Below are 23,249 nucleotides of genomic sequence, written 5' to 3'. Positions count from 1 at the left end.
GGCTCCGATAGATCCTTACTTCGATGGATGCCCGCCGTCAACGCGTTTCCGTAGCTTCTCCAGCGCAAGTGCAATCCATGCGTCTAAGGAGCAACCATGAGCAACGTGGAAGCGTTCGCGAACCAGCACGCCGACAACGTGCTGAGCCCGCTCGAGGTCACCTCGGCCGTCGGTCCCGTGCTGGCCACGCCCGCGTACGCCGGCTACACGGCGGCCGCCGCGGCTGTCTTCACCGCCGGCCTCATCTCGGACGCCGTCGAGCACCACGGATCCGACAAGGTCACGCCCACCGGCCCGGTCCCCAACTACGGCTCGGTCGGCGACCTGCTCGACATGCGGGTCTCCAGCATCAACTGAGTACGGCAGTCGTGACGCCGCGGAGAAGTGCCGTTTTTCCGCGGCGTCACAACGAATCTGACCTACCGAAGCGAGCCACCGTGACGAAAGCCGCCCTGTTCCCCGCCCGCCGGGCCCACATCGACCGGGATCGTCAGGACCGTGCACTGCGGCAGGTCGAGGCCCTCACCGGGCTCGGCGCCGCCGTGTCCTCACTGGAGTACCTGGCTTCCTCGAAAGATTTCGACCGCGGTGAGCTCCTGAGCTGGGAGACCGCGCGTACGCGCTACCGGTGGATGACGGGTCGTGCCGAGAAGGTGCTCGGCGTGTTCTTCGACAAGCCCGGCATCCAAGGACTGTTCGGTCTCCGGGTACTCGCCGCGGCCACGCTGATGAACCCGAAGGCCTCGGCGACGAGCAAGAACACGGCGGCGACCTACCTGGCTGCCACCAACTTCGCGGTACACGCGCGCAGCCCGTACGGCTCGGACGGGTCCGAGACCGTGTTGACGATCTCGCTCACAACTCTCGCACTGTCGAAGGCGTTCGCCTCCGACCCGCGCGCGAGGCAGGCGTGCCTGTGGTTCATCGCAGCACAGTCCTGTTTGTCCTACGGCATCGCGGGCGTGGCGAAGGCCATCTCACCGGTGTGGCGCGACGGCACCGCGGTGCGGGACATCTTCCGCACCCGGATGTTCGGCCACCGCTTCGCCTTCGACTTCCTGCGCGACCGCCCGCGACTGTCCCGCGCCCTCGGTCACGTGACCATCGTGGGCGAGACGCTCTTCCCGCTCGTACTCGTGGCTCCCGGGCCGGTGGCACGCGCGCTGCTGGCGGTCGGTGCCGGCTTCCACGGAAGCAACGCCGTGTTCATGGGCCTGAACCGGTTCGTGTGGGCGTTCCTCGGGACTTATCCCGCCATCGCGTACTGTGCCCGCGGTCTCGGCCGGACCGACCGCAGCCGGTCGGACTGAAATCATGTTCCGCACGGCCCACTCCGAGTCGCCGACCCCGCACGACTGGGTCGGCGAGATCACGCGACGACACCTTCCGAAGATCTGCGGTGCCATCGTGCTCGGACTCGGTGCCGCGGCCGCAGGGCTCGCCCAACCGGCCCTGATCGGCCAGCTGATCGGTGTGGTCGGCACGGACGCCGGGTTGTTCGTCCCCATCATCGTCGTCGTCGGGTTGTTCCTCGGCGAGGCGGCACTGACCGCCGTGCAGGCCTACAGCATGGGCAGGACGGGCGAACGGATCGTCTACGACACCCGCGTCGCACTGCTGGACAAGCTGTTGCACGCCGACGTGACCGCGTTCGGCAAACTGCGGCACGGTGACGTGCAGGCGCGGGTCGTCACCGACACGTCGCTGTTGAAGATCGCACTGGCGCAGAGCCTGCCCAGCATCTTCATCGACAGCGCCATGGTGGTCGGCGGCATCGTGCTCATGTTCTTGATCGACCCACTGCTGCTCGGGGTCACGGCAGGTGGGCTCGGCATCGCCAGCGCCGTGTCGCTCCTGCTCGCACGCAGGCTCCGCACCGTGGCCCAGCACAACCGCGCGATCGTCGGCGACCTCGGTTCCGATCTCCAACGGGCGATCGGTGCGTTCAGCACGGTCAAGGCCTGCCGGGCCGAGGAGCTGGAGGGCAACCGCATTGGCGGGGTCGCCTTCGCCGCTCGGAGTTCGGGAATCAAGGTCAGCGCGCTCAACGCGATGTTGTCGCCGGTGATGAGCATCGGCCTGCAGGCCTCGCTCGCCGCGGTGATCATCACGGGAATGGGCCGCGCGGCGACGGGCGCCATCAGTGCCGCGGACGTGACGGCGTTCATCATGTACCTGTTCTATCTGGTGTCGCCGTTGATGACCCTGTTCATCGGGATCGGCCAGCTGCAGCAGGGCCGAGCGGCCATCGGCAGGATCAACGAGCTCGCCTCCATTCCGCAGGAGCCGTCCGTTCTGCTCCCCCACACGCCCGCCGGGGCAACGGCACGGCACCCCGACGACGTGCTCGCGTCCCGCGACACGGTCATTTACAACCACTTCGGTGTCGAGTTCCAACGAGTCCGGTTCGCGTACGAGCCCGACGAACCCGTGCTGCGCGGCGTGTCGTTCTCGGTCCCCGCACGCGGCCTCACGGCGATCGTGGGCCCCTCCGGTTCGGGCAAGACCACGCTGCTGCAACTGCTGATGCGCTTCTACCCCGTGCAGGGCGGGCGGATCCTCATCAACGGCGAGAACATCAACGCGATCCCGGTCAACATCGTGCGCGGCCTGGTCGGCTACGTGCAGCAGGAGAGCACCACACTGCGCGGCACCATCGGGGAGAACCTCGTGTACGGCGAGAACCACGCGACGTCGACGGAGATCGAGCGCGCGCTGTGGTTGTCCGGTCTCACCGACGTGATCCGCGCCCTCCCCCGCGGCCTGGACACCGAGCTCGGCGAGAGCGGCGTCGGCCTGTCCGGTGGTCAGCGTCAACGCCTGGCCATCGCGCGAATGCTCGTCCGCAGACCCGCGGTTCTGCTGCTGGACGAGGCGACGTCCAATCTGGACTCCGAGTCCGAACTCGTTCTGCGCAACTCCCTGCGCAGGATCTCCGCCGAATGCACGGTGATCAGCGTTGCGCATCGGATGTCGACCGTGGTCGACGCCGATCGGATCGTGGTCATGGAAGCCGGCGGTGTCCGAGCACTGGGCACACATCGCGAGTTGCTCGCCGGTAGTCCGCTGTATCAACGACTGAACGCCATCCAGCAAGGCCCCGCGGCCGGACGTGGACGGGAGAACCCATGACTCGACGTGCACCGAACACCTCCGCACCGGCGGGGCGCATGATTCCGATCGGCCGGCACCGGTTGCATGCCCTCGACCGTGGGACGGCGGGCGACCTGCCGACCGTCGTGTTCGAGAGCGGACTCGTGTCCCCACTGCAATCCTGGAGCTGGGTACAGGGCGACCTCGCGGCGCGGACGCGGACGATCAGCTACGAGCGTGCCGGCACGGGGTGGAGCGAGCCGGGCCCGGCGCCCCGTTCCGTTCCTCGCCTCGCCGAGGAACTCCGAGCCTTGCTCACCGCGCTGGAGGTGACCGGCCCGGTGGTCCTCGTCGGCCATTCGTTCGGTGGACTCGTCGTGCGCTGCTTCGCAGGGAGTCACCCGCAGCACGTCGCGGGTGTCGTCTTCGCGGACTCGCTGCACGCCGAGGAGTTGCGCCGGTCGTCGATGCAGCGCCGGGGCATGGCCTGGCTCGAGCAGTCGCTCAAACTCTCCGCGTTGCAGGCGTTCCTGCGCCTCGGCCGCCGCGAACTCGACGACCAGTTCACGGAACTGCCCACCGCCGACGCAGCACACGCACGGGCGAGGCTGCACCTGCCCGGCGTCTACCGCGCGGCGGCCGCCGAGTTGGTCGCTTGGAAGAACGCCGATCCGGCGCAGGTCGCCACCGAAGCCTTCCCACCGGACGTGCCGGTGGGCGTCGTCGTGTCCGGACGTTCCCTGCGCAACGACATCACGCATCGCAAACTGCAGGAAGAGCTGCTCACCCTCTCGTCCGATGCCTTCGCCGCTACCGCCGCGGACGCCGACCACTTCGAACTCGTCCTGGACCGGAAGCAGTCGACGGTCGTCACCGAAGCCGTGTCCCGCGTTCTGGACCGGCTGGCGGACAGGCACGCGTCCGCCCCCGCAGGCTCCGGCATCGCACGGACCGACGCCGCAGGGGCCAACGTCCATGAGGCCAGCACGGAAGGATCGAACGTTGCACCGTAGAACACTCCCGCCGAACTTGGGCCGCAAGGCTCTGTACGGGCTCTTCGCCACCTGGTTCGGGCTCACGGTCGTCGGTCAGAAGCTCTACCGCGACCCCCGAAGGCGCAGCGCATGGGACAAGCTCTGCCTGGTCATCCCCGACTGGCGGTTCTTCGCACCGAACCCGGGCGTGCACGACCAGCACCTGCTCATGCGCGATCAGCTCACCGACGGCACGCTCACGCCGTGGCAGGAGATCAGCCACGTCGAGGAGCGCACCCTGCTGCATGCGCTGTGGCATCCGCACCGACGCGCCGAGAAGACGGTGTTCGACGCCTCGGCCGAACTGTTGCGCAACATCGACGACGAGGAGCACCAGCATCGACTCGACGGCAAACCCGATCCCACGCTTCAGCTCTCGATTCCCTACCTGACGCTGCTGGCGCACGTCACTTCGCGCCAGCACCACCCGGACGCGGAACGGACCCAGTTCCTGATCGCGATGTCAGGCGGCTACGACGAACAGGACGAACCGGCCATGGTGTTCCTGTCCGAATTGCACGCACTGGGACGGACTCGATCGGTGGCGAACGTCGGTGCGTGACGACCGACCCGTCGTCGTGGCCGGGGCGGGGATCGCCGGTGCAACCGTCGCGGCGGGTCTGGCGTCCAGGGGGGTCCCCGTCGTCGTCGTGGACACACAGCCGAACCCTGGTTCGGCCGGTGCCGAGGTACTGGCGCCCGGCGTGCATCACGTGCTCGCCGAACTCGGGCTCACCGCGCGAGCCGCGGCATTCCCACCCGCGCGAGTGTCGGTAATGGACTGGGGAAACGGCGAACCCGCATGGCGACAGGCTCTCGCCGACGACGCGCATTTTCCGTTCGGCTACCACGTCGACCACGACGCGTTCGTCGCGCTTCTGCTCACGCGGGCACAGGAGTGCGGTGCCACGGTACGACGGGACACGCACGTGCTCGGTCCGATCCGGGACGCCGACGGCGTCGTCTCCGGCATCGAGGTTCGCGACGGGCAAGGCACCCGCGCACTACCTGCTGCCTTCGTCGTGGACGCGACCGGCCCGGCACGCGCGGTCTCCAGCAGTCTGTCCGAAGCCGACCCGATCGGCGAGCCGTATCGCCTGGACCGAAGCCACGAACCGCCGGGCCACGTTCCCGGTGAACATCACGTGCGCAAGCTCCCCGATCCGGGACAGTGGCAGTGCGCCGTTCCCCGCGCCGACGGGACGTCCACCGCGACGTTGCGGCCACACCGCCACGTCGACGTGGCCGCCGAGCGCTGGGCCGCATACCGATGCCCCGCCCTGGTGGGAGCCGGCTGGCTGAGCGTCGGCGACGCGGCCGGCCGCCAGGATCCGATGTTCCTCGACCCCGCCACGATCACGCTGCTCGCGGCCCAGGCGGCGGTACCCGTCGTCGCCGACCTGGCGTTCGGGAGCGCCGCGCAGGACGCACCACGGATCGCCGCCAACTACCACGACTGTTACACCGGTGTCCTCGATGCCGCGGGCGAGTTCGCACGCTTCTGCCTCGACCCCGCACGACAGCGCGAGGGAACCGAACGCCTGGCGTACGGGCTGTCCGAGCTCGTCGGCACCGCGGGTTCCGGTGCCGTCCTCTCCAGGACCATGCGTGCCGTGGCAGGACACACCTCGCTGTTCGACGTGCACTGCCCGGAAGGCCCGCTCATCGCGTCGCTGCAGGTTCGCTGACCGCCAGCGCGGACGGGGCCCGCCGTTGTCCGGCGGGCCCCGCGTGAACCGGCATTCAGGCGCGCATGCCGCTGCGACGGATGTCGAGCAACTCGGCGCCGGACTTTCCGGTGAGGTCCTGGCCCTGGCCATCCACACGGGACTCCTGGCCGATCAGGTCCGTCACCATGTTGCCCGCGACGTAGAGCACGCCGGCCGCGGTGACCCACGCCGGGGTGCCGAGTACCGGTGCACAGTGCTCGACCCGCTCGAGCGGACGCAGACCGCCCTCGCCAGACGTCGCCGCGCCGGCGGCCTGTTCGATCGGATTCATGACATCACTCCTCGCACTTATCTCGATAACACGGAACCGATTCCGCGACCATGAACGTAACTAATGACTTCGGTGGCAACATCCACGATGTAGCCCATTTTTCGTTGCACACCACTCGATTCACTGCCTACTGCGGTATGTTCGTCGGCGTACGACCACGCGACTCCCTAGGCGAGGAAGCTGAGCCATGCCGTCCGACAACCACACCGTGACGCTCGCGGACGAATTCGTCCTGTTGCTGCACAAGGGCGATGGAACGCATTACGACACCGCAGCGACGACCGCGACCGCCGTCGCACGCATCGCGGAACTCACCTGCCGCGACCGGGCTCGCCTCGACGACGGCAAGGTGTACATCACCGACTCCTCCACCACCGGAATCGGCTGGATGGACGAGTTGCTCACCGAGTTGGAAACGCGGCCGGGGCAGAAGCTCTCGTCGTGGTTGACACTACAGCTCAGCACGTTCTCCGACCATCGGGCCCACCTGCTCGAGACCGGCCTGCTTCGCAAGGAGACCGAGAAGAAACTCGGATTCCTGTCGTTCGACTACCACTACCCCGACGAGGCGCAGCGCGAGCGTTCGATGAGCCGGATCCGGGATACCGCCGACGGCACCGCGGCCCCGGACGATCGAACGGCCCTGCTCATCGCGATCACCCACGCCAGCGGACTCGCCAAGAAACTCGACCTGACCGACGCCCAACGGCGCCGACTCGCGGAGATTGCCGACGACAACGCATTGGGCGGGGCGGTGAGCGCCCAGACCGCGGAGACGATGGCCGTACTCGTCGGAGCCATGGCGATCATGGTGATGCCGGGGTTCGACCAGTAGCCGGGTAGCCGGGTAGCCGGGCGACGTTCGTCCGACTACCCGGCCGAACGTCTCACTTCGGCCTGGTGACCGCACACGCCGCGGCTGCGCCAGGCATCCGGTACCGGTTCCGGGCGATTACGCGATAGACAGCTCGGGCGAGCGCGCGTACTCCGGGCAAGGCGACCAGCGTCCCGGCGATCCGGAGCCGTGACTCGGACGCACGCACGGTGGCGGCCAGTGCATCGGCACCTCCCAGAACTCCGCCGGGGCGGTCGAGAACGACCTCGGTCGTGAGCCGTTCCTCGGGCACCGGTAGTTCATCGGCGGGAACGCTCTGCCACGGCACCGCCGGATACCCGAGCAACCCGCGGCGGTCCAGCCAGGCCACCGACTTGGTGCAGAATCCACAGTCACCGTCGAACAGCAGTCGCGGCGCGACTCCGTCAGGAGACACGACTCACCTCCGGTTCGCCTGCTTTGGGTTCGTCCATCAGGCCGAGCTTGTGCGCGAGGGCCGCCGCCTCCGTGCGATTGGCGACGTCGAGTTTGCGCAGGATGCTCAATACGTGCGAGCCCACGGTCGCTCGGCTGATGCACAGCGCGCGGGCGATCTCCGAATTGGACTTTCCACCGGCCAAGGCCACGAGTACCTCGTGCTCGCGGTTGGTCAGGATATCCAGTCGCCGCGACGACGGTGCCGTGGCGAACCCGATCAGCTGATCCCGGTACTTGTCCAGAATTCGCGCCGATAGAAAGAATTTCCGCGACGCCGCGGCGTGCACGGCGCTGACGATCTCCCACGGCGAATCGTCGATCAGAGCTACCGCGGAAACTCCGTGCGAGAAAATACTGCCGAAATCGTCGTACGAACTGTCGCACACGACGGCGACCTGCTTGAGCATCGATTTCGTCGCCGAGCCACCGCAGAGCTCGTGGAGCGCTGCGCCGTTGATGCCGCCCTTCACCCGGAGCAACCACACGTCAGGACGTTCCCGCGACGCGGCACGCATGGCGTCGTCGATTGTCGGCGACACCTGCCTGATCGCAATTCTGAAGCGGTCGAGATCCATGACGTGCAGCCAGGAGAATACGGTTTCTATCGCCCCCGCAGGTCGATCTTCGATGACCCCCAGACCAATCACGCGACCTCACTTTCGGTCGAACACTTGACAAGACGTACGCAGGACTTCTGCGTGAAGCGCCCACAGTAGCCGAACTACGCACGTCGTACTCGTGTTCTTCGGTCGAACGGTGGAAACGCTGCGTACCGGGCTCGATGCCCACAGTCATGCACGGTCGCGCCGCCGGATGTCTTCGCAGTACAACGCGCGGTACGCGCCGGACCCAACGGGCGATTTGAACGGTTTGCATCCTTCGTAGGAATCTCGCGTCCCCGGCGCGATCGTCGTGGGCCTCAGTCATCTGGAGGAAGCGTCCCGACCGCAATGCCAGCCGTATGAAGGACGCCGACCTGCCCGGGCGCGCCCTATGGTCGAGCGCAGCTCCGGGCTCTTTGCGCAAGGGAGGCCCGCGGATCTTCGGAGGAAATCTTGAGACTGCGTAGCCGTCCTCCGGTCGACGAGGTGGATGCCGCGTTCCGGAAGGTCGAATGGTTGACGGCGGTCGGTGCGACCATCAGCTCCGCCGAGCTCCTCTCGACCGCGAACACGTTGGACGACAAGGGCCTCTTCGGCTGGCCGATCACCCGCACCCGCATGCTCGGGCTGAATCGCGGCCTCGGCAAACAGCTCGGCAAGGTACTCAAGTATCCCCAGGTCGTCGGTGTCGTGCAGACCCGCTTGCTGTCCGGACTCGGGCTTCTGGTGCCCGGATCGAACCGGCGAAGGCGTGGTGCCGCGCTTGCCGGCATGACGGCCAGCGGCGCAGCCCTCAATCTGCGCAGCAACTACGGGATGGACGGCTCGGACCACCTCGCGTTCATCAACTTCGCGGTGTCCCTGCTGGAGAAGCTCTACCCCAACGATCGGCGGGCACGTGAGGCAGCGCTGGCCTTCATCGCGGCGCAGAGTTGTCTGTCCTATTTCACGTCGGGCTCGGTCAAGATGACCTCGCCGGTCTGGCGCAGTGGCGAGGCCATCACCGGCGTGTTCCGGACGACGACCTACGGCGACAAGTTCGCCCACGACATCGTCAAGGACCGCAAGCTCGTGGCACAGGCGGTCGCGTGGGGCGTGATGGTCGCCGAAGCGCTGTTCCCGCTGGTACTCGTGGCACCGAAGCCGGTGGCCCGCGCCATCCTGCTCAGCGGCATGGCCTTCCACCTCGGCAACGCCCGGTTCATGGGCCTGAACAGGTTCTTCTGGTCGTTCGTGGCGACCTACCCCGCCGTCGCCTATTTCTCCCGGTCCCTCGGAGTGGCCCAGCGCAAGCACGTGACGGCCGGAGAGCCAGGATGAACAGGGCCGGGCGCGCGCTGCTCGGTGCCGCTGCGGCCGCAGGGGCAGCCACGGCGATCGCCGGCGTGCTGCGCGAACGCGCTCCGCGCGAGCTGCCGCCGGCTCCCGGAGAACTCGTCGACGTGGGCCGCGAGACGCTCCATGCGCTGGTGAGCAGAACCGGATCCGGTCCGACCGTTGTCTTCGAAAGCGCGCTCTGCTGCCCGTGCACCGAGTGGGCGTGGCTGACGGCCGAACTGGACGGACGCGTGCCCTACGTCGCCTACGACCGTCCGGGCAACGGCTGGAGCACCCAGCACGCCCCACCCCGCACGGCCGCAGAGCTCAACGAACTCACGATGCGCTTGCTTCACGCCCTGGAGCTGCCCGGCCCCTACCTCCTGGTCGGCCATTCGGTCGGCGGGCTGCTCGTGCGGACGTTCGCCGCGCGATACCCCGAGGACACCGCCGGACTCGTACTGGTCGATTCCTCCCATCCCGACCAGCTCGCCCGTTCGGCGATGCAGCGCGAGGGAATGCCGCTCGTCAGGCAGAACATCGCCAACTCATACCGGCGTGCCGTGCTCGGCCGACTCGACGACAACGGCTTCGGCAGCATCGCCGAGCTTCCCGAGTCGGTCCGCAACGTCAGCGCGGCGATCATGCGGCATCCGGGACCGTGGCAAGCAGCACGCCGGGAGTTCGCACTGTGGCAGAGGTCCTGGGCCGAGGAGACGTCTGCCGCGGTCATGCCGTCCTCGATGCCGCTCGGCGTGGTCACCGCGGGCCAGCAGGCGACGTCCGATCTGGAACACGGCCGGATGCAGGCGGAGCTGGCCACGCTCTCGGACGTACATCGCCACGAGATCGTCACCGACGCCAAACACGACTCGCTGGTCATGCACGAGCGCTTCGCCCGGTCGGTGACCGAGGTCGTCGACTGGGTGCGCGACACGCATACCGAACCTGCCCTGACCGGAACCAGACGGGGAGATGGACGACCATGAGCAAACCGATCACGAGAACCGCGTGCCGCTGGGGCTTGTACGGGACGCTCGCCGGATGGTTCGCGCTGACCGTGGCGCAGCAGGCCGACCGCCCGCTGGCGCTCGGTACGCGCATCGACCCGACCGCGATGGCGATCCCCAACTGGCGCTTCTTCGCCCCGACACCCGCACGGCACGACTTCAACGTGCTCTACCGGGACAAACTCGACGACGGGACGCTCACGCCGTGGCGGGAGCAGGAGGTCGTCATCAACCGCACGCTGTTGCAGATGGTGTGGCATCCCGGACGTCGCATGGAGAAGGCTCTCTTCGACGTCGCATCCGAACTGCTCAAGGCCACCGAACAGGTCCCCGAACCCGAGCGAATCCAGCTCACGGTCCCCTACCTGGCTCTGCTGAACTTCGCGACCAACCAGGTGGTCCATCACCCCCGTGCCGTACAGGTGCAGTTCCTCATCGCCCAGTCCGCCGGGCACGACAGGACCGTCGAACCACGCATGCTGTTCCTGTCGGACTTCCACGCCGTCGACGGCGGTGGTCATGGCCGGATCCGCACGCCCGCGGCAACGACTCACCAGGAGGACGAAGAGTCATGTCCGGCCCGATGAACCCGGGTGCCTACGGCGACGCACTCGCCGACGTCTACGACTTCATGTACCCGCACCACGAGACCGCGGACACGGTGTCGTTCCTCGGCTCCCTCGTTCCGGAGGGAGGTCGCGTCGTCGAGTTCGGTCCCGGAACGGGCCGCGTCGCACTTCCGCTGGCACAGGAGGGTTTCTCCGTGCACGGCATCGAGGCGTCGGCGCGCATGATCGAGAAACTGAGGGAGCGGGACCCGGAGTCGACGGTGAAGGCCGTCCAGGGCGACTTCTCCGAGCACCTCATCGACGGCAACTTCGATCTGTGCTACATCGTGTGCAACACGCTGTTCATGATTCTGGACAGTGAGCAGCAGATCGAAACGCTCAGGAACGCCGCGGCACATCTCGTGCCCGGCGGGCGGGTCGTCATCGAGGCCGCCGAACCGTCCTACTTCCACCAGCTCACGAAACCGACGCTGCAAACCCGGCACCTCGCCCCGGACAAACTGATGCTCGACACGATCATGGTCGACAGCGTCAACCAGATGCTCTACGAGGTGCACGCCGTGATCGGCTCCGGGTCGGTGTCCACTTTCACCGAGGCCAGCCGATACGCGTGGCCGAACGAACTGGACCTCATGGCGCGCCTCGCCGGTCTGACCAAAGTCGACAGATTCGCCGACTGGGACCGATCGCCGCTCCGGCCGGGTGCCGAACGCTACATCACGGTGTACCGGAAGGCCGATTAGATCGTGCGCATCGCGATGGCCGTCGTGGGCTCCCGAGGCGACGTGCAGCCCTTCCTCGCGCTGGGTTCGGCCATGCGCGAACGAGGGCACGAGGTGCGCCTTGCAACGCACGCCGACTTCCGTGAGCTCACGGCCGAGGCGGGACTCGAATTCCATCCTGTTCCCGGCAGCCCCAGGCACTACTTCGAGTCGCCGGAGGTCATCGAGTCCCTGCGGTACCGGTCTCCGGCGACGCGCCTGTTGCGTTCGCTCCGCAGGCCGCCCAACGCCGACGCGAAGGCCGCTGCCGCGGGCCTGGCTCAGTTGCAGAGCCGGCTCAGTTCCGCCTACGAGGGGGCCGACCTCGTCGTCGGCTCGAGCTTCAACCGGAACATCTTCCTCGCCGCGGAGCCGGAGACACCGTGGGCGATGGTGTCCTGGTATCCGAGTACCCCCACGTCGGCGTTCCCCGCCATGGGAGCACCGTCTCTGCCGCTCGGAGGCTGGTACAACCGCCTCACCCACCGCATCTCGCGGGCGATGGAGTGGCGCATGACCCGCCCGATCGTCAACGCCTACCGTGACGACCTCGGCCTCCGGCCCTTGGGCACCGGCACGCCGTTCGCCGAGTTGGAACGGCGGGGCGCGTTCCTGTATCTGCAGAGCCCCGACGTACTGCCGGCTCCTGCCGACTGGCCACGCGGGCACATGCTCGCGGGCTACTGGTACTGGGATCGTCCTGATTGGACACCTGGTCCGGAGCTCGTGGAGGCGGTCGAGCGCAAGCCCGAACCGATCGTGCTCTCGTTCGGCAGCCTGTGGCCCGCCTATCCACCCGGAAGCCTCCACATGGTGGCCGACGCCGTACGGCGCACCGGACATCGGCTGATCGTCGTCGACGGCCCCTCGCAGGAAGAACTTCCCGACGATGTACTCCGGATCCACGACGCCGACTACTCCTGGCTGTTCCCTCGCGCGGCGACGGTCATCCATCACGGTGGATTCGGCACCGGCTCCGCCGTGCTCAGGGCGGGTGTCCCCCAGGTCGTGGTGCCGATCTTCGTCGATCACCCGTTCTGGGCTGCTCGCATGGCCGCACTGGGCGTGGCTCCCGCTCCGATCCCCGCACCGAGGCTGTCCACCACTCGCGTGCACGACGCGCTGATCAGAACGCTCGGGGATCACCGGATCCGCGACCGTGCTCGCTGGATCGGACCGCGGATCGAAGCCGAACGCGGCCTCGACGAGGCCTGTGCGCTGTTGGAGTCGTGGGTGGGAGATCGTGCCGGAAACGGAACATGGGCACGCTGACCGCAGCGCAACTCGGCCACCGGTTGCAACTCGTCCGCAGCCTGCTGTGGCAGGAGTCGTTGGCAGGTGACGAGTACGCGAGCATCCTCGTGGGGTCCCATTCCGGACCGCGCACCGTCACCGCCGAGGGATTGTCCCGCAGCAGGATCGGCGCCTGGCTGTGTACCGATCGCAAGCTCGCCGACCGCGTCCTCGGTGCGGCGACGTTCGGTGTCCGGCGTGCCGACGGTTCGAAATCGCACCTGCAGGTCATGCCGTTCGACGAGGCCTACCTGCAGCTGGAAGGCAGCGCCCGCGCCCGAGCTGCCGCCGCCGTCCGTCTGCTCATCGGCGACGGCGCCGTGGCCGACAGCGACGAGGTGATTCGCAGGCACGTCGACGCACTCCTCGACGGTGCCGAAGGCCCACCGCGTGAACTGATGGCCGACTTCGCCGAGCCGCTGGCCGCACGCGTGGCCGCCGAGATCTTCGGCACCGGCCCGGTGGACGGACATCGTGGTGCCTTGGCGGCGGTTCCGGACGCCCTGTCCACCCCGGCGCATCTGGAGACCGCGCTGGCTGCGACGCAGGCGCTACGCGAACTCGGCTCCCGGTGGACGCCGACACTGTCCTCCGACGACGTCGCGGGCCGGATCAGCGCGCTCGTGCTGTACCTCGCCACCACCCCGACGCTGATCGCACACGCGGTTCACCGGGCGGACGCCGATCCCGGCGACGCGGTCCAGGAGTCGATGCGGGAACATCCGCCGCTGCGGCTGCTCAACCGGGTGGCGCACGACGACGTGGAGCTGGGCGGACAACGCATATCGGCCGGTGATCACGTCGTCGTCGACGCCGCAGCGGTCCGGGACGGGAGCGAGATCGTCACGGCCGAGCCCGCCTACGAGACCGTCGTTCCGCTGGTCGAACGCACAGCGGTCGTCGGGGTGACCGCCCTGCGCCGGCGATGGCCGGATCTGGCGCTGAGGCAGCCGTTGTGGCATCGGCGTTCCCCCGTCGCAGCTCGCATCGCCCGATGGGAGGTCGCGTGACGCACAGCTCCGGGCGACCGATGCGGGTGCTGTTCACCTGCATCGACCACACGACCCATTTCCACAGCATGGTGCCGCTCGCCTGGGCGATGCGCCTTGCCGGCCACGAGGTGCGTGTGGCCGCACAGCCCGGTCTGGCCGAGACGATCACCGGCGCCGGGCTGACAGCCGTTCCGCTGGGTTCGGACCACACCGTGTGGGAGCACCAAGCCGCGTTGGCGGGACAACCGGGGAACGCACCGCGGATCGACTTCACCGATCTGCTCGACGGCGCCCCGGATTTCGCGGACCTCCTGGGGCTGTGGACGATCCTGACCCCCACGGTGTTCGCGCCGCTCAACGACCTCTTCGTGGACGAACTCACCGAGTACGCCCAACACTGGAAACCGGACCTGGTGCTGTGGGAACCATTCACCTACGCGGGTGGCGTGGCCGCGACGGTGTGCGGGGCGCGGCACGCGCGCCTGCTGTGGGGCGCCGACGTCCTCGGCCGTTCGCGCCGCGCACTGCTCGGGGCACTCGATCGAATGCCGCCCGAACACCACGACGACCCGCTCGGCGAGTGGCTCGGCTGGACGCTGCACCGATACGGGTGCACGTTCGACGAGGACGTCGCGTTCGGACACTGGACCATCGAGGTGGAGCCGCCGAGCCTGCGGCTGCCGACCGACGAGCACGTGCTGTCGACCCGCTATGTGCCCTACAACGGGCCTTCCCGGGTACCTGACTGGTTGCGGAACCCTCCCGACGTTCCGCGGGTGTGCGTCACCCTCGGCGTCTCGGCGCGCGACGGCAAGGCGGGCGTCCACTCCGTCCCACCCGGTGAGCTCCTCCACGCGGTGGCGGATCTGGGCGTGGAGGTCGTGGCGACACTCACCGCCGAGCAGGCGGAGACGCTCGGCCGGCTTCCGGACAGCGTCCGCGTGGTCGACCGTGTACCACTCCACGCACTGCTTCCCCACTGTGACGCGATCGTGCATCACGGTGGGGCGGGAACCTGGGGAACCGCGCTCCACTACGCCGTCCCGCAGGTCATCGTCCCGGAGATCTGGGATGCGCCATTGAAGGCACGCATGCTCGCCGACACCGGTGCGGGACTCACCGAACCGGTCGGCGGTCTCACCACCGAGTCACTCCGTGAGGCCGTGCGCAGAGTGCTGACCGAACCGGAGTTCAGCGAAGCCGCACGCCGGCTCCGCGCCGAGATGGAGGACCAGCCGGGCCCTGCCGAGCTCGCGGCCGAGCTGCAACGACTCGTCCTTCGGTCAGGGAGGTCGGCATGACGAGCGGTTACCCGGTCGAGTTGGCGGAGATTTACGACGGGTTCTACGCGAGCAGGGGCAAGGATCACTCGGCGGAGGCGGCGTCGGTGATCGAGCTCGTTCGCCGGCGCGGAGGCAGCGCCGGTTCGCTGCTCGACGTCGCGTGCGGAACGGGTGCACACCTACGGCGCTTCGCGCAGTTCTGCCCGCACGTCGAGGGCCTCGAGCTGTCGGCGGACATGCTCGCCGTGGCCCGCAGAACGTTGCCGAACGTACCGCTGCACCACGGGGACATGCGCGATTTCTCTCTCGGCTCCCGATTCGACGTCGTCACCTGCATGTTCAGCTCGATCGGGCATCTGGCCGACACCGCCGAGCTCAACGCAGGGATCGGCGCCATGGCCGAACATCTGTCCAGCGGCGGAACGCTGGTGATCGAGCCGTGGTGGTTTCCCGACACGTTCCTTCCCGGCTACGTCGCCGGTGACGTCGTCGAGTCGGACGGGCGCACCATCGCACGCGTCTCCCACTCCACTGTGGAGGGTCGCATCAGCCGCGTCGAGGTGCACTACGTGGTGGCCGGCCCGGACGGGATCGCGTCGTTCGTCGACGTACACCACATCACGTTGTTCACGCGTGAGGAGTACGAAACCGCGTTCCGAACAGCTGGGTGTGCGGTCGACTACCTCGCCTCAGGGCCGTCCGGGCGTGGTCTGTTCATCGGCACGAGGCCGTGACCGCGTCGGTCACCGCCTCGACGACGACGGTGACGTTGTCATCGGTCAGGTGCGGCCCGATCGGCAGGCTCAGCGCCTCGCACGCAAAGCCGTCCGCGACCGGAAGGTGCGCTGACGCCGCCGGATGATCCGCGTAGGCAGCGCTGCGGTGCGGGGGCACCGGGTAGTGGATCTGGGTGTCCACACCGCGGTCCGACAGGACCTGCCGCAGCCGTTCGCGCAACTGCGTGCGGACCACGAACAGATGCCACACCGGATCCGCCCACCCGGCCACGGCCGGCAGCGCGAGAGCGCCGTCCAGTTCCCGCAGATAGCGGGCGGCGATCCGGCCACGGCGCGCGTTCCAGGACTCCAGGTGCGGCAGCTTCACGCGCAGGACGGCGGCACGCACTTCGTCGAGGCGGGAGTTCGTGCCGCGTACGTCGTGGCGGTACTTCACCGCGGAGCCGTAGTTGCTCAGCAGGCGCACGCGCCGCGCGAGCTGCGGGTCATCGGTGACGACGGCCCCGCCGTCGCCGAAGGCACCGAGGTTCTTGCCGGGATAGAACGAGAAGGCCGCAGCGTTCCCGCCGGAGCCGATCCGTCGTCCCCGGTAGCGAGCACCATGCGCCTGAGCCGCGTCCTCCAACACCGCCACGCCTCGGCGCTGTGCGATGGCGTCGATGGCATCGAGGTCGGCCGGGTGCCCGTACAAATGCACGGGCACGATCGCCGCCGTGCGCGCCGTGAGGGCCGCGTCGATCCGCGCCGGGTCCATCGTGGCCGTCGACGCGTCCGGTTCGACCGGCACCGGCAGTGCTCCGGTCGCCGACACGGCCATCCACGTCGCGATGAACGTGTGCGAGGGAACGACGACCTCGTCCCCTGGTCCGACGCCCATCGCGCGCAGCGCGAGTTCCAGCGCGGCGTGGCCGCTGCCGACGGTCACGCAGTGCTCCGCGCCGCAGAACGCGGCGAACTCGTTTTCGAAGCCCTCGACCTGTGGTCCGGACAGGTACCGGCCGGACTGCAGCACCCCGGCGACCGCGGCGTCGATCTCGGTACGCAGCTCGTTGTAGCCACCGGTGAGGTCGAGGAACGGGACGGTCACCGCAGCCGCCTCGCCGCACGGACGAACTCGTCGTAGTCGCGGAAGTAGTCCGATTCGTCGTAATGTGCCGAGGCCAGTACGAGACCGACGGCGCCCGGCGAGAAGTTGATCAGGTTCCGCCACACCATCGGCCCGATGTACAGACCGCGGCTCGGATGGTCGAGCCGATACCGGCACCGGTCGAAGCCGTCGTCGACGGTGATCTCGAACTCGCCGTGCACCGCGACCACCAGCTGGCGCAGATCACGGTGTCCGTGTGCGCCGCGTACCGTGGCGACGGGCAGGTGGTACAGGTAATAGACACGCCGAACCTCGAAGTCGATGTCCGCTCCGACCTCGACCACGGACAGGCTTCCTCGCGGATCGGCGTGTTCGGCGAGCTGAACCATGCGGCACGCGCTGATCCGGCCGGGACCCGGCGGCGACAGCTCCACGGTCATCGCCCGACGGTAGCCCGGCCCCGTCGCCGATCGCCTCCATCAACGTGCGCATCTACGGCGCGCGCATCCGTCACACCGCGGATGCGTCCGCGTTCAGATCCAGCCTTCCTCCCAGGCTTTCCGCGCAGCCGCATAGCGCGTGTCGGCGTCCAACTTCGACATCGCCGACGACAGGTAGTTGCGCACCGTTCCGGGGGCCAGGTGGGTCGCCTCGGCCATGGCGCCCACGGTCAACCCGTCGAGACTGAGCCGCAACAACTCCAGCTCACGGACGCTGAGCGGGCACACGTCGGCCGCCAGCGCCGACGCCGCGAGGCCAGGGTCGACGTAGCGTCCACCCGCGTGCACATCGCGGAGGATCTCCGAGAGTTTCCCCGCCGGAGTCACCTTCGGCACGAACGCCCGGACGCCGGCGTTGAGTGCACGCTTCAGGACCCCGTGCTTGGCGTGTCTGGTCACCATCACGACCGGGACGCCGAACCGGGTGGTGATCGCCTCGGCGGCGGTCAGGCCGTCCATGCCGGGCATCTCGAGATCGAGGAGTACGAGGTCGGGCGTGCACTCCTCGACCAGTCGCACGCCCGAGGCTCCGTCTCCGGCCTGTGCCACGACCTCGATGTCCGCCTCGAGTTCGAGCAGGTTTGCCAGCGCGCCCCGGACGAGGTCCTCGTCGTCGACGAGCACCACTCTGATCATCGCCTGCCCTCCGGTTCCGGTGCCCAACCGCTCAGTTCGAACCAATCGTGCTCCGTCCGCCCGGCCGTGGCGTCGCCGCCGACCGTCGCGAACCGTTCCCTCAGTCCGCTCACGCCACTTCCTCCGCCGTCGCCCGTGTCTCCCGTGTCCGCATCGCCGTGGTGCCGCACTCCGTCGTTGCCGAGCGCCATGCGGACCATCCGGTCCGCGTGCCCGATCTCCAGCGTGCACCGGGCCGCACGACTGTGCCGCAGTATGTTCGTCGTCCCTTCCCGGACGAGCGCCGCGAAGGCCCGCTGCAGGGGCGGCGGGATCGACGCCGGATCGCCACGGACGTCGACGTCGATACCTGCGGCGGTCATCAGCTCGACGGCGTTGTGCAGTTCGGTCTCGAGGCCGATGTCGCGGTACCCCTGGGCGAGCGTGCGCGTGTCCTCGATGGCCGATCGCGCCAGTTCGGTCAGCTCGGCGGCATGCCTGCGCGCCGCCTCGTCGTCGGTTCCCACGAGCCGTTCGGCCAGCTGGCCCTTCAGAACGATTGCCTGGAGCGAATGGCCCTGGATGTCGTGCAGGTCGGCGGCGAACCGTAGCCGCTCCCGCGCGGTGGCGAGGTCGGCCGCGAGGGCCCGAGCCTTGTCCAGTTCCAGCACGAGCTCCCAGAACCGCACCGACACCACGTCGATGACGAAGAACGCTCCGACCACGACCGCAGCCAGCACGATCGAGAACGACGCCGACTCGACCTCCGGATGGTGACGCCACGACAGGGCGAGCGAACCGGTGACAACGGTGGCCGCGAGCAGGCCCACGCCGAGATTGCGGCGGTACTCGTGCGGAGCGCTGACAATGCTCGCCCCGCCGACGGCGGCGGGCAGCAGTGCCCACACCGCGGGCATGTCCGTGTACCGCGCGGCATGCGCCCAGGCGACCACGGCGACGCTGCACGTGAGGATCTGCTCCACCGGCTTGCGAGCTGCGAAGTCGACCCCTCGGGCCGCGTAGCCGACGAACCGCGCACGCTGCACGACCAGACCCACGATCAACGCGCCCAGCGCGATCCGGTTGGCCGTACCGAACGGGGCGGTGGCCAGGTCGCGCGCCAGGATCACCGCCACCACGGCGCCTGCCGCGCCCAAGGTCCCCCACGTGTAGCGACGCATCCAGCGCATCCAGCCGGGGCTCGGCACCTCCGGCGACGGCGAATCTCGCATGGCTCACAGTGGCACATCGACACGGGACAGCGCTTCCGTCCCTGGCGGAAACGACCCGCCGACATGACATCTGTCATCACCGCGCCCGTCGAAACGCACGCGGATCGGTGATCGACGACCCTGGTGCGGACCGGTCCGCCGCTGCGAACGTCGACGACGTGAACACGGCAATCGATGTACGCGACCTGCGTTGCTCGTACGGCACGTTCGAAGCCGTCCGCGGCGTCGACTTCCATGTGCGCACCGGCGAGCTCTTCGCCCTTCTCGGCACGAACGGCGCGGGCAAGACCACGACCCTGGAGACACTCGAGGGGCTACGGAAACCGTCCGCGGGCACGGTTCGGGTGCTCGGGATGGATCCGTACGAGGACCGCAAGCAGCTGCACCGCCGGGCCGGGATCATGCTGCAGGAGAGCGGATTCGCCGGTGACCTGACCGTCGCCGAGACGGTGCGACTCTGGCAGCGGCTGAGCAGCAGGCCCTCGGACGCGGACTCGGCCATGGAACGGCTCGGTCTCGCCCACCGCCGCGACGTGCGGGTCAAGCAGCTCTCCGGTGGCGAACGCCGGCGGCTGGATCTGCTGTTGGCGGTGTTGACCAAGCCCGAGCTGCTCTTCCTCGACGAGCCGACGACGGGGCTCGACCCGGAGTCCCGCGAGGCGGCCTGGCAGGTCGTCCGCGATCTGTTGGCCGACGGCGTCACCATGCTGCTCACGACGCACTACCTGCACGAGGCGGAAAGTCTGGCGCACCGGCTCGCGATCATGCACGAAGGCGAGCTCGCCGTGTCCGGGAGTCTGGTGGACGTGCTCTCTTCGGAACGCGCGCACATCTCGTTCGATTTCCCTTCCGGCGTCGCGCTCGGTTCGTTGCCCTCGTTCGCGGGCGAGGTGGACGTCGAACAACTCCACGCGGGGCAATTTCGGCTGCGCACACCGGATCTCGAACGGGACCTGACCGCGGTCGTGCAGTGGCGCAGCGCCCACGAGGTGTCGTTGCGCCGGTTCCGCGCCCATCACGCCTCACTCGACGAGATCTTCCACCGCGTGGTCGATCGCGACGGCGACGCCGAGCGGCGCTGACCTGACCACCTCGAACCCACAGGAGCGCAATGATGGCTCTGGCCCGCACTCGCCTGACCGCACTGTTTCTCGCCGAGGCCAAGTTGATCGGCCGGAACGCGACCGTCGCCGGGACCGCCACGGTGTTTCCCATCGGTATGGCCGTGTTGCTGGTGGTCTTCGGCCGGGACACGCTCGGCGCACTCGGCTGGGCGTTGCCGATCGCCCTGCAGATCGCACTCATGGCCGGCATGACCGTGTACATCACCACCACGTTGACCCTGACCGCCCGCAGGGAGGACCTCTACCTGAAGCGGCTGCGCACCAGTGAATGTGCCGACAGCACGATCATCCTCGGGCTGGCGTCGCCGGTGGTGTTGCTCGGCATCCTGCAGTGCCTGCTCATCGTCGGCATCGTCTGGGTGTTCGGACCGGCGGTTCCCCACAACCCGCTCATCCTCGTGCTCGCCATTTTGCTGCTGGTCGCCATGTCGACAGTGGCCGCCATCGCCACGACCGGACTGGTGTCGACGATCCAACAGGCCGACATGGCCGCGATGCCGTTCTTCCTGTTCCTGCTCGGCACGGTCATCTGGGGCGGCATGGGCGGGGCCGACGGCCCCGACGTGGTGCAACTGCTGACGCCGGGAGGTGCGCTGATGGATCTCGTCCGTCTCGCCTACGACCCGGCGATCGGATGGGGCGCGCTGTCGGCGTCGCTGCCGGCATTCGGCGTCCTGGCAGGCTGGACCGCCCTGGGAGCCGTCGCAGCGACCCGGCTGTTCCGATGGGATCGCCGCGTGTGAGGTTAGGGGGGACTTCGAGCCGGACCCGTCGGCGGTCCACGTGCCGTGCACCGAGGCTTCTGCACTGGCCTACCGGCACGCGATGATGGCGACATGGGCAGTACATCCGGCGCCGGGCGTTACCCACCGATCGAGCCGCATGCGACAGGAATGCTGGAGGTCGGCGACGGACATTCGCTGTACTGGGAGGTCTCGGGAAACCCCGACGGCACGCCGGCCGTCGGCCTGCACGGCGGTCCGGGTACGGGCAGCGCGCCGGGCATGCGGGGCCTGTTCGATCCGGATCGGTATCGCATCGTGCTGTTCGACCAGCGCAACTCCGGCCGCAGCACGCCCTCGGCGGCCGATCCGGTCGTCAACCTGTCGGCCAACACCACCCAGCACCTCGTCTCCGACATGGAGACCCTGCGGACGCACCTGGGCATCTCGCGCTGGCTGGTGTGGGGCGCGTCCTGGGGAGTCACGCTCGCCATGGCCTACGCCCAGAGCCACGCCGAGCGCGTGTCGGCCATGGTCCTGTCGGCCGTGACCGACGGGGATCGGCACGACTGGATCACGCGCGACATGGGACGGATCTTCCCGCGCGAATGGGAACGTTTCCGCGACGGCGTGCGCGAGGGCGACCGCGACGGCGATCTGTCGGCGGCCTACAACCGATTGCTCCACGACGCCGACCCCGACGTGCGGGCAGCGGCCGCGCAGCGGTGGTGCGAGTGGGAGGACACGCACATGTCGCTGGCGCCGGACGCCGAGCCGTACCTGTCGGTCGCCAACCCGGCGTTCCAACTGGCCTTCGCCCGGCTCGTGACGCACTACTGGTCGCACGGGAGTTTCCTCGAGGACGGACAGCTGCTGCGCAACATCGAACGCGTGCACGACATACCCGCCGTGCTGATTCACGGACGCTACGACGTGAGCGGCCCACTCGACACGGCGTGGGCCTTCCATCGCGCGTGGCCGGGCAGCGAACTCGTCGTCCTCGACGACACCGGCCACCGCGGCGGAAGCATGACCGAGGCGATCATCGCCGCCACCGACCGCTTCGCCGGGGGCCACCGCTGACCAGCCGATGTCGTCGCCGCCTCAGGTCGCCCGGTGGAGCATCCCGCTCGGAGATCGTGCGGGCATACCGCGACCGCGACACCGCAACGGCCGAGGACGTCTCCACCCGCCACGTCATCCTGTTCCGCGAGCGGATCATGCGGTACTTCGACACCAGCCGCGCCGACCACATCGACCTGTCCGGCGACTGGATCGCACCGACCGTCGGGGTCTAGCTCCGGCGCGTGCGCACGGCCCCGAAACCGGCCACGACGACACCCAGCGATTCCAGGACCCCGAGGACGAGCGTGAAGAGCGTGCGGTCGTCGCCGGATTCGAGCCACTGGTCGATCGCCGTGAACAGGGCGAGCGCACCGACCTCGGCACACAACGTCGCCTCGGCGGTGCCGAAACCGCGCCCGGCCAACTCCCGCGCAAGGGCATCGCTTGCCGCGGCACGCTTGTGCAGGTTGCGCTCCCGCAGACCCTCGTCGGAACGAACGATGTCGCGCCGCCGCCGAAGGTCTTCCTTGCGCCCCTCGAAACGCTCCTGCGTCAGCCGCTCCAGACAGTGCACGACCAGCTCTGCGGCAGCCAGGGAAGCCGGCGCCTCCGCCACGTACGCGGCGGCGAGCTCCGCGACGTCGGCGTCACCGAACAGCACCTCGCGCTTGTCGGTGAAATAGCGGAAGAACGTCCGCGTCGTGAGCCCGGCGCGCGCGGTGATCTGCGGGACCGTCGTCGCCGCGAAGCCCTGCTCCTCGAACAGCTCGAGCGCAGCGCTCTCCAGGCGCTCCCGCGCACCAGGCTCCCATCTGCTCACGCGCACAGCGTACTCATGACATGACGTGTCATCACCGCGTATGGTGATGACACGTCATGTCATCACCGACCGATCGGAGC

27 protein-coding genes are annotated in these 23,249 nt (G+C 68.5%); 19 read left to right on the top strand and 8 right to left on the bottom strand.

The features are described from left to right. The first annotated feature begins 96 nt into the window (after positions 1–96). The 6 genes from IF64_RS0109670 (at position 97) to IF64_RS0109645 (ending at position 5,815) form a co-directional block, all read left to right on the top strand. Positions 97–357 carry a hypothetical protein gene (locus IF64_RS0109670; protein ID WP_030531706.1) on the top strand — a complete coding sequence of 87 codons (261 nt, stop codon included), beginning with the start codon at positions 97–99 and terminating at the stop codon, positions 355–357. A gap of 80 nt (positions 358–437) precedes the next feature. Continuing rightward, positions 438–1,310 carry a hypothetical protein gene (locus tag IF64_RS0109665; RefSeq protein ID WP_030531705.1) on the top strand — a complete coding sequence of 291 codons (873 nt, stop codon included), beginning with the start codon at positions 438–440 and terminating at the stop codon, positions 1,308–1,310. A 4-nt stretch (positions 1,311–1,314) separates the two neighbouring features. Next, entirely contained in the window at positions 1,315–3,132 is a 1,818-nt protein-coding gene (locus IF64_RS0109660; protein ID WP_051757684.1) for an ABC transporter ATP-binding protein, read from the top strand. Continuing rightward, a complete protein-coding gene (locus IF64_RS0109655) occupies positions 3,129–4,106 on the top strand; it encodes an alpha/beta fold hydrolase (protein WP_084705758.1) in 978 nt (325 codons plus the stop codon). The genes IF64_RS0109660 and IF64_RS0109655 overlap by 4 nt, the downstream gene beginning before the upstream one ends. Further along, complete coding sequence (locus IF64_RS0109650) at positions 4,096–4,689, top strand: DUF5819 family protein (RefSeq protein WP_246134777.1); 594 nt, start codon at positions 4,096–4,098, stop codon at positions 4,687–4,689. Before IF64_RS0109655 ends, IF64_RS0109650 begins: the two co-directional genes overlap by 11 nt. Beyond that, positions 4,682–5,815, top strand: a complete 1,134-nt coding sequence (locus IF64_RS0109645) for an FAD-dependent oxidoreductase (protein WP_030531701.1) — start codon at positions 4,682–4,684, stop codon at positions 5,813–5,815. The genes IF64_RS0109650 and IF64_RS0109645 overlap by 8 nt, the downstream gene beginning before the upstream one ends. 55 nt (positions 5,816–5,870) lie before the next feature. Here the strand turns inward: IF64_RS0109645 and IF64_RS0109640 are convergent, their stop codons facing one another. Continuing rightward, positions 5,871–6,128 (bottom strand): hypothetical protein, encoded by a 258-nt coding sequence (locus IF64_RS0109640; protein ID WP_030531700.1) that lies wholly within the window; start codon positions 6,126–6,128, stop codon positions 5,871–5,873. 187 nt (positions 6,129–6,315) lie between these two features. Between IF64_RS0109640 and IF64_RS0109635 the strand changes: the two genes are divergently transcribed. Continuing rightward, positions 6,316–6,963 (top strand): GOLPH3/VPS74 family protein, encoded by a 648-nt coding sequence (locus IF64_RS0109635; protein ID WP_030531699.1) that lies wholly within the window; start codon positions 6,316–6,318, stop codon positions 6,961–6,963. Between the two features lie 52 nt (positions 6,964–7,015). Here the strand turns inward: IF64_RS0109635 and IF64_RS0109630 are convergent, their stop codons facing one another. Together IF64_RS0109630 and IF64_RS26005 are read right to left on the bottom strand one after the other, a co-directional pair. Continuing rightward, the gene (locus IF64_RS0109630) at positions 7,016–7,399 is read right to left on the bottom strand and encodes a thiol-disulfide oxidoreductase DCC family protein (RefSeq protein ID WP_030531698.1); all 384 of its coding nucleotides are present in this window, start codon (positions 7,397–7,399) and stop codon (positions 7,016–7,018) included. After that, positions 7,389–8,087, bottom strand: a complete 699-nt coding sequence (locus tag IF64_RS26005; protein ID WP_145600453.1) for a response regulator transcription factor — start codon at positions 8,085–8,087, stop codon at positions 7,389–7,391. Before IF64_RS26005 ends, IF64_RS0109630 begins: the two co-directional genes overlap by 11 nt. Positions 8,088–8,495: 408 nt before the next feature. Between IF64_RS26005 and IF64_RS0109620 the strand changes: the two genes are divergently transcribed. From IF64_RS0109620 to IF64_RS0109585, 8 genes are read left to right on the top strand one after another with little or no spacing between them, the layout of a single operon-like run. Then, entirely contained in the window at positions 8,496–9,362 is an 867-nt protein-coding gene (locus IF64_RS0109620) for a hypothetical protein (protein ID WP_030531696.1), read from the top strand. Then, positions 9,359–10,348, top strand: a complete 990-nt coding sequence (locus IF64_RS0109615; protein ID WP_084705756.1) for an alpha/beta fold hydrolase — start codon at positions 9,359–9,361, stop codon at positions 10,346–10,348. The genes IF64_RS0109620 and IF64_RS0109615 overlap by 4 nt, the downstream gene beginning before the upstream one ends. Beyond that, complete coding sequence (locus IF64_RS0109610) at positions 10,345–10,956, top strand: hypothetical protein (RefSeq protein ID WP_246134778.1); 612 nt, start codon at positions 10,345–10,347, stop codon at positions 10,954–10,956. Before IF64_RS0109615 ends, IF64_RS0109610 begins: the two co-directional genes overlap by 4 nt. Next, entirely contained in the window at positions 10,941–11,681 is a 741-nt protein-coding gene (locus IF64_RS0109605; RefSeq protein ID WP_051757635.1) for a class I SAM-dependent methyltransferase, read from the top strand. Before IF64_RS0109610 ends, IF64_RS0109605 begins: the two co-directional genes overlap by 16 nt. Positions 11,682–11,684: 3 nt before the next feature. Continuing rightward, the gene (locus IF64_RS0109600; RefSeq protein WP_030531692.1) at positions 11,685–12,971 is read left to right on the top strand and encodes a glycosyltransferase; all 1,287 of its coding nucleotides are present in this window, start codon (positions 11,685–11,687) and stop codon (positions 12,969–12,971) included. Further along, the gene (locus IF64_RS0109595; protein WP_030531691.1) at positions 12,959–14,002 is read left to right on the top strand and encodes a cytochrome P450 family protein; all 1,044 of its coding nucleotides are present in this window, start codon (positions 12,959–12,961) and stop codon (positions 14,000–14,002) included. Before IF64_RS0109600 ends, IF64_RS0109595 begins: the two co-directional genes overlap by 13 nt. Next, the gene (locus tag IF64_RS0109590; protein WP_281292243.1) at positions 13,999–15,285 is read left to right on the top strand and encodes an activator-dependent family glycosyltransferase; all 1,287 of its coding nucleotides are present in this window, start codon (positions 13,999–14,001) and stop codon (positions 15,283–15,285) included. The genes IF64_RS0109595 and IF64_RS0109590 overlap by 4 nt, the downstream gene beginning before the upstream one ends. Beyond that, positions 15,282–16,001 carry a class I SAM-dependent methyltransferase gene (locus tag IF64_RS0109585; protein WP_030531689.1) on the top strand — a complete coding sequence of 240 codons (720 nt, stop codon included), beginning with the start codon at positions 15,282–15,284 and terminating at the stop codon, positions 15,999–16,001. The genes IF64_RS0109590 and IF64_RS0109585 overlap by 4 nt, the downstream gene beginning before the upstream one ends. Here IF64_RS0109585 and IF64_RS0109580 read toward each other — a convergent pair. The 4 genes from IF64_RS0109580 to IF64_RS0109565 all read right to left on the bottom strand — a co-directional run bounded on the left by IF64_RS0109580 (position 15,982) and on the right by IF64_RS0109565 (position 19,438). Further along, positions 15,982–17,091 carry a DegT/DnrJ/EryC1/StrS family aminotransferase gene (locus tag IF64_RS0109580; protein WP_030531688.1) on the bottom strand — a complete coding sequence of 370 codons (1,110 nt, stop codon included), beginning with the start codon at positions 17,089–17,091 and terminating at the stop codon, positions 15,982–15,984. The two genes, IF64_RS0109585 and IF64_RS0109580, sit on opposite strands and share 20 nt — an antisense overlap. Continuing rightward, positions 17,088–17,531, bottom strand: a complete 444-nt coding sequence (locus IF64_RS0109575; protein ID WP_030531687.1) for a sugar 3,4-ketoisomerase — start codon at positions 17,529–17,531, stop codon at positions 17,088–17,090. The genes IF64_RS0109580 and IF64_RS0109575 overlap by 4 nt, the downstream gene beginning before the upstream one ends. A gap of 93 nt (positions 17,532–17,624) precedes the next feature. Then, entirely contained in the window at positions 17,625–18,227 is a 603-nt protein-coding gene (locus tag IF64_RS0109570) for a response regulator transcription factor (protein WP_030531686.1), read from the bottom strand. After that, positions 18,224–19,438, bottom strand: coding sequence for a sensor histidine kinase (locus IF64_RS0109565; protein WP_030531685.1), 1,215 nt, complete (start codon positions 19,436–19,438; stop codon positions 18,224–18,226). Before IF64_RS0109565 ends, IF64_RS0109570 begins: the two co-directional genes overlap by 4 nt. A 158-nt stretch (positions 19,439–19,596) precedes the next feature. Here IF64_RS0109565 and IF64_RS0109560 point away from each other — a divergent pair, with 158 nt between their 5' ends. The 4 genes from IF64_RS0109560 (at position 19,597) to IF64_RS27105 (ending at position 22,582) form a co-directional block, all read left to right on the top strand. Beyond that, positions 19,597–20,520 (top strand): ABC transporter ATP-binding protein, encoded by a 924-nt coding sequence (locus IF64_RS0109560; RefSeq protein WP_030531684.1) that lies wholly within the window; start codon positions 19,597–19,599, stop codon positions 20,518–20,520. Positions 20,521–20,549: 29 nt separating this feature from the next. Beyond that, on the top strand, positions 20,550–21,305 hold the full coding sequence (locus IF64_RS0109555; RefSeq protein WP_246134779.1) for a multidrug ABC transporter permease: 756 nt from the start codon (positions 20,550–20,552) through the stop codon (positions 21,303–21,305). A gap of 93 nt (positions 21,306–21,398) precedes the next feature. After that, positions 21,399–22,367 carry a prolyl aminopeptidase gene (gene pip / locus IF64_RS0109550; protein WP_030531682.1) on the top strand — a complete coding sequence of 323 codons (969 nt, stop codon included), beginning with the start codon at positions 21,399–21,401 and terminating at the stop codon, positions 22,365–22,367. A gap of 56 nt (positions 22,368–22,423) precedes the next feature. Beyond that, positions 22,424–22,582: a hypothetical protein gene (locus IF64_RS27105; RefSeq protein WP_211252551.1), complete on the top strand. Its 159-nt coding sequence runs from the start codon at positions 22,424–22,426 to the stop codon at positions 22,580–22,582. On the opposite strand, the gene IF64_RS0109540 is transcribed toward IF64_RS27105, so the two are convergent. Continuing rightward, positions 22,579–23,169, bottom strand: a complete 591-nt coding sequence (locus IF64_RS0109540) for a TetR family transcriptional regulator (RefSeq protein ID WP_030531681.1) — start codon at positions 23,167–23,169, stop codon at positions 22,579–22,581. The two genes, IF64_RS27105 and IF64_RS0109540, sit on opposite strands and share 4 nt — an antisense overlap. Between the last annotated feature and the right edge of the window lie 80 nt (positions 23,170–23,249).

Source organism: Prauserella rugosa (assembly GCF_000719975.1).
In the GTDB taxonomy this organism is placed as follows: Bacteria; Actinomycetota; Actinomycetes; order Mycobacteriales; family Pseudonocardiaceae; genus Prauserella; species Prauserella rugosa.
Note: the sequence above shows the minus strand (reverse complement) of the source record. Positions and strands in the feature narration are given on the sequence as shown.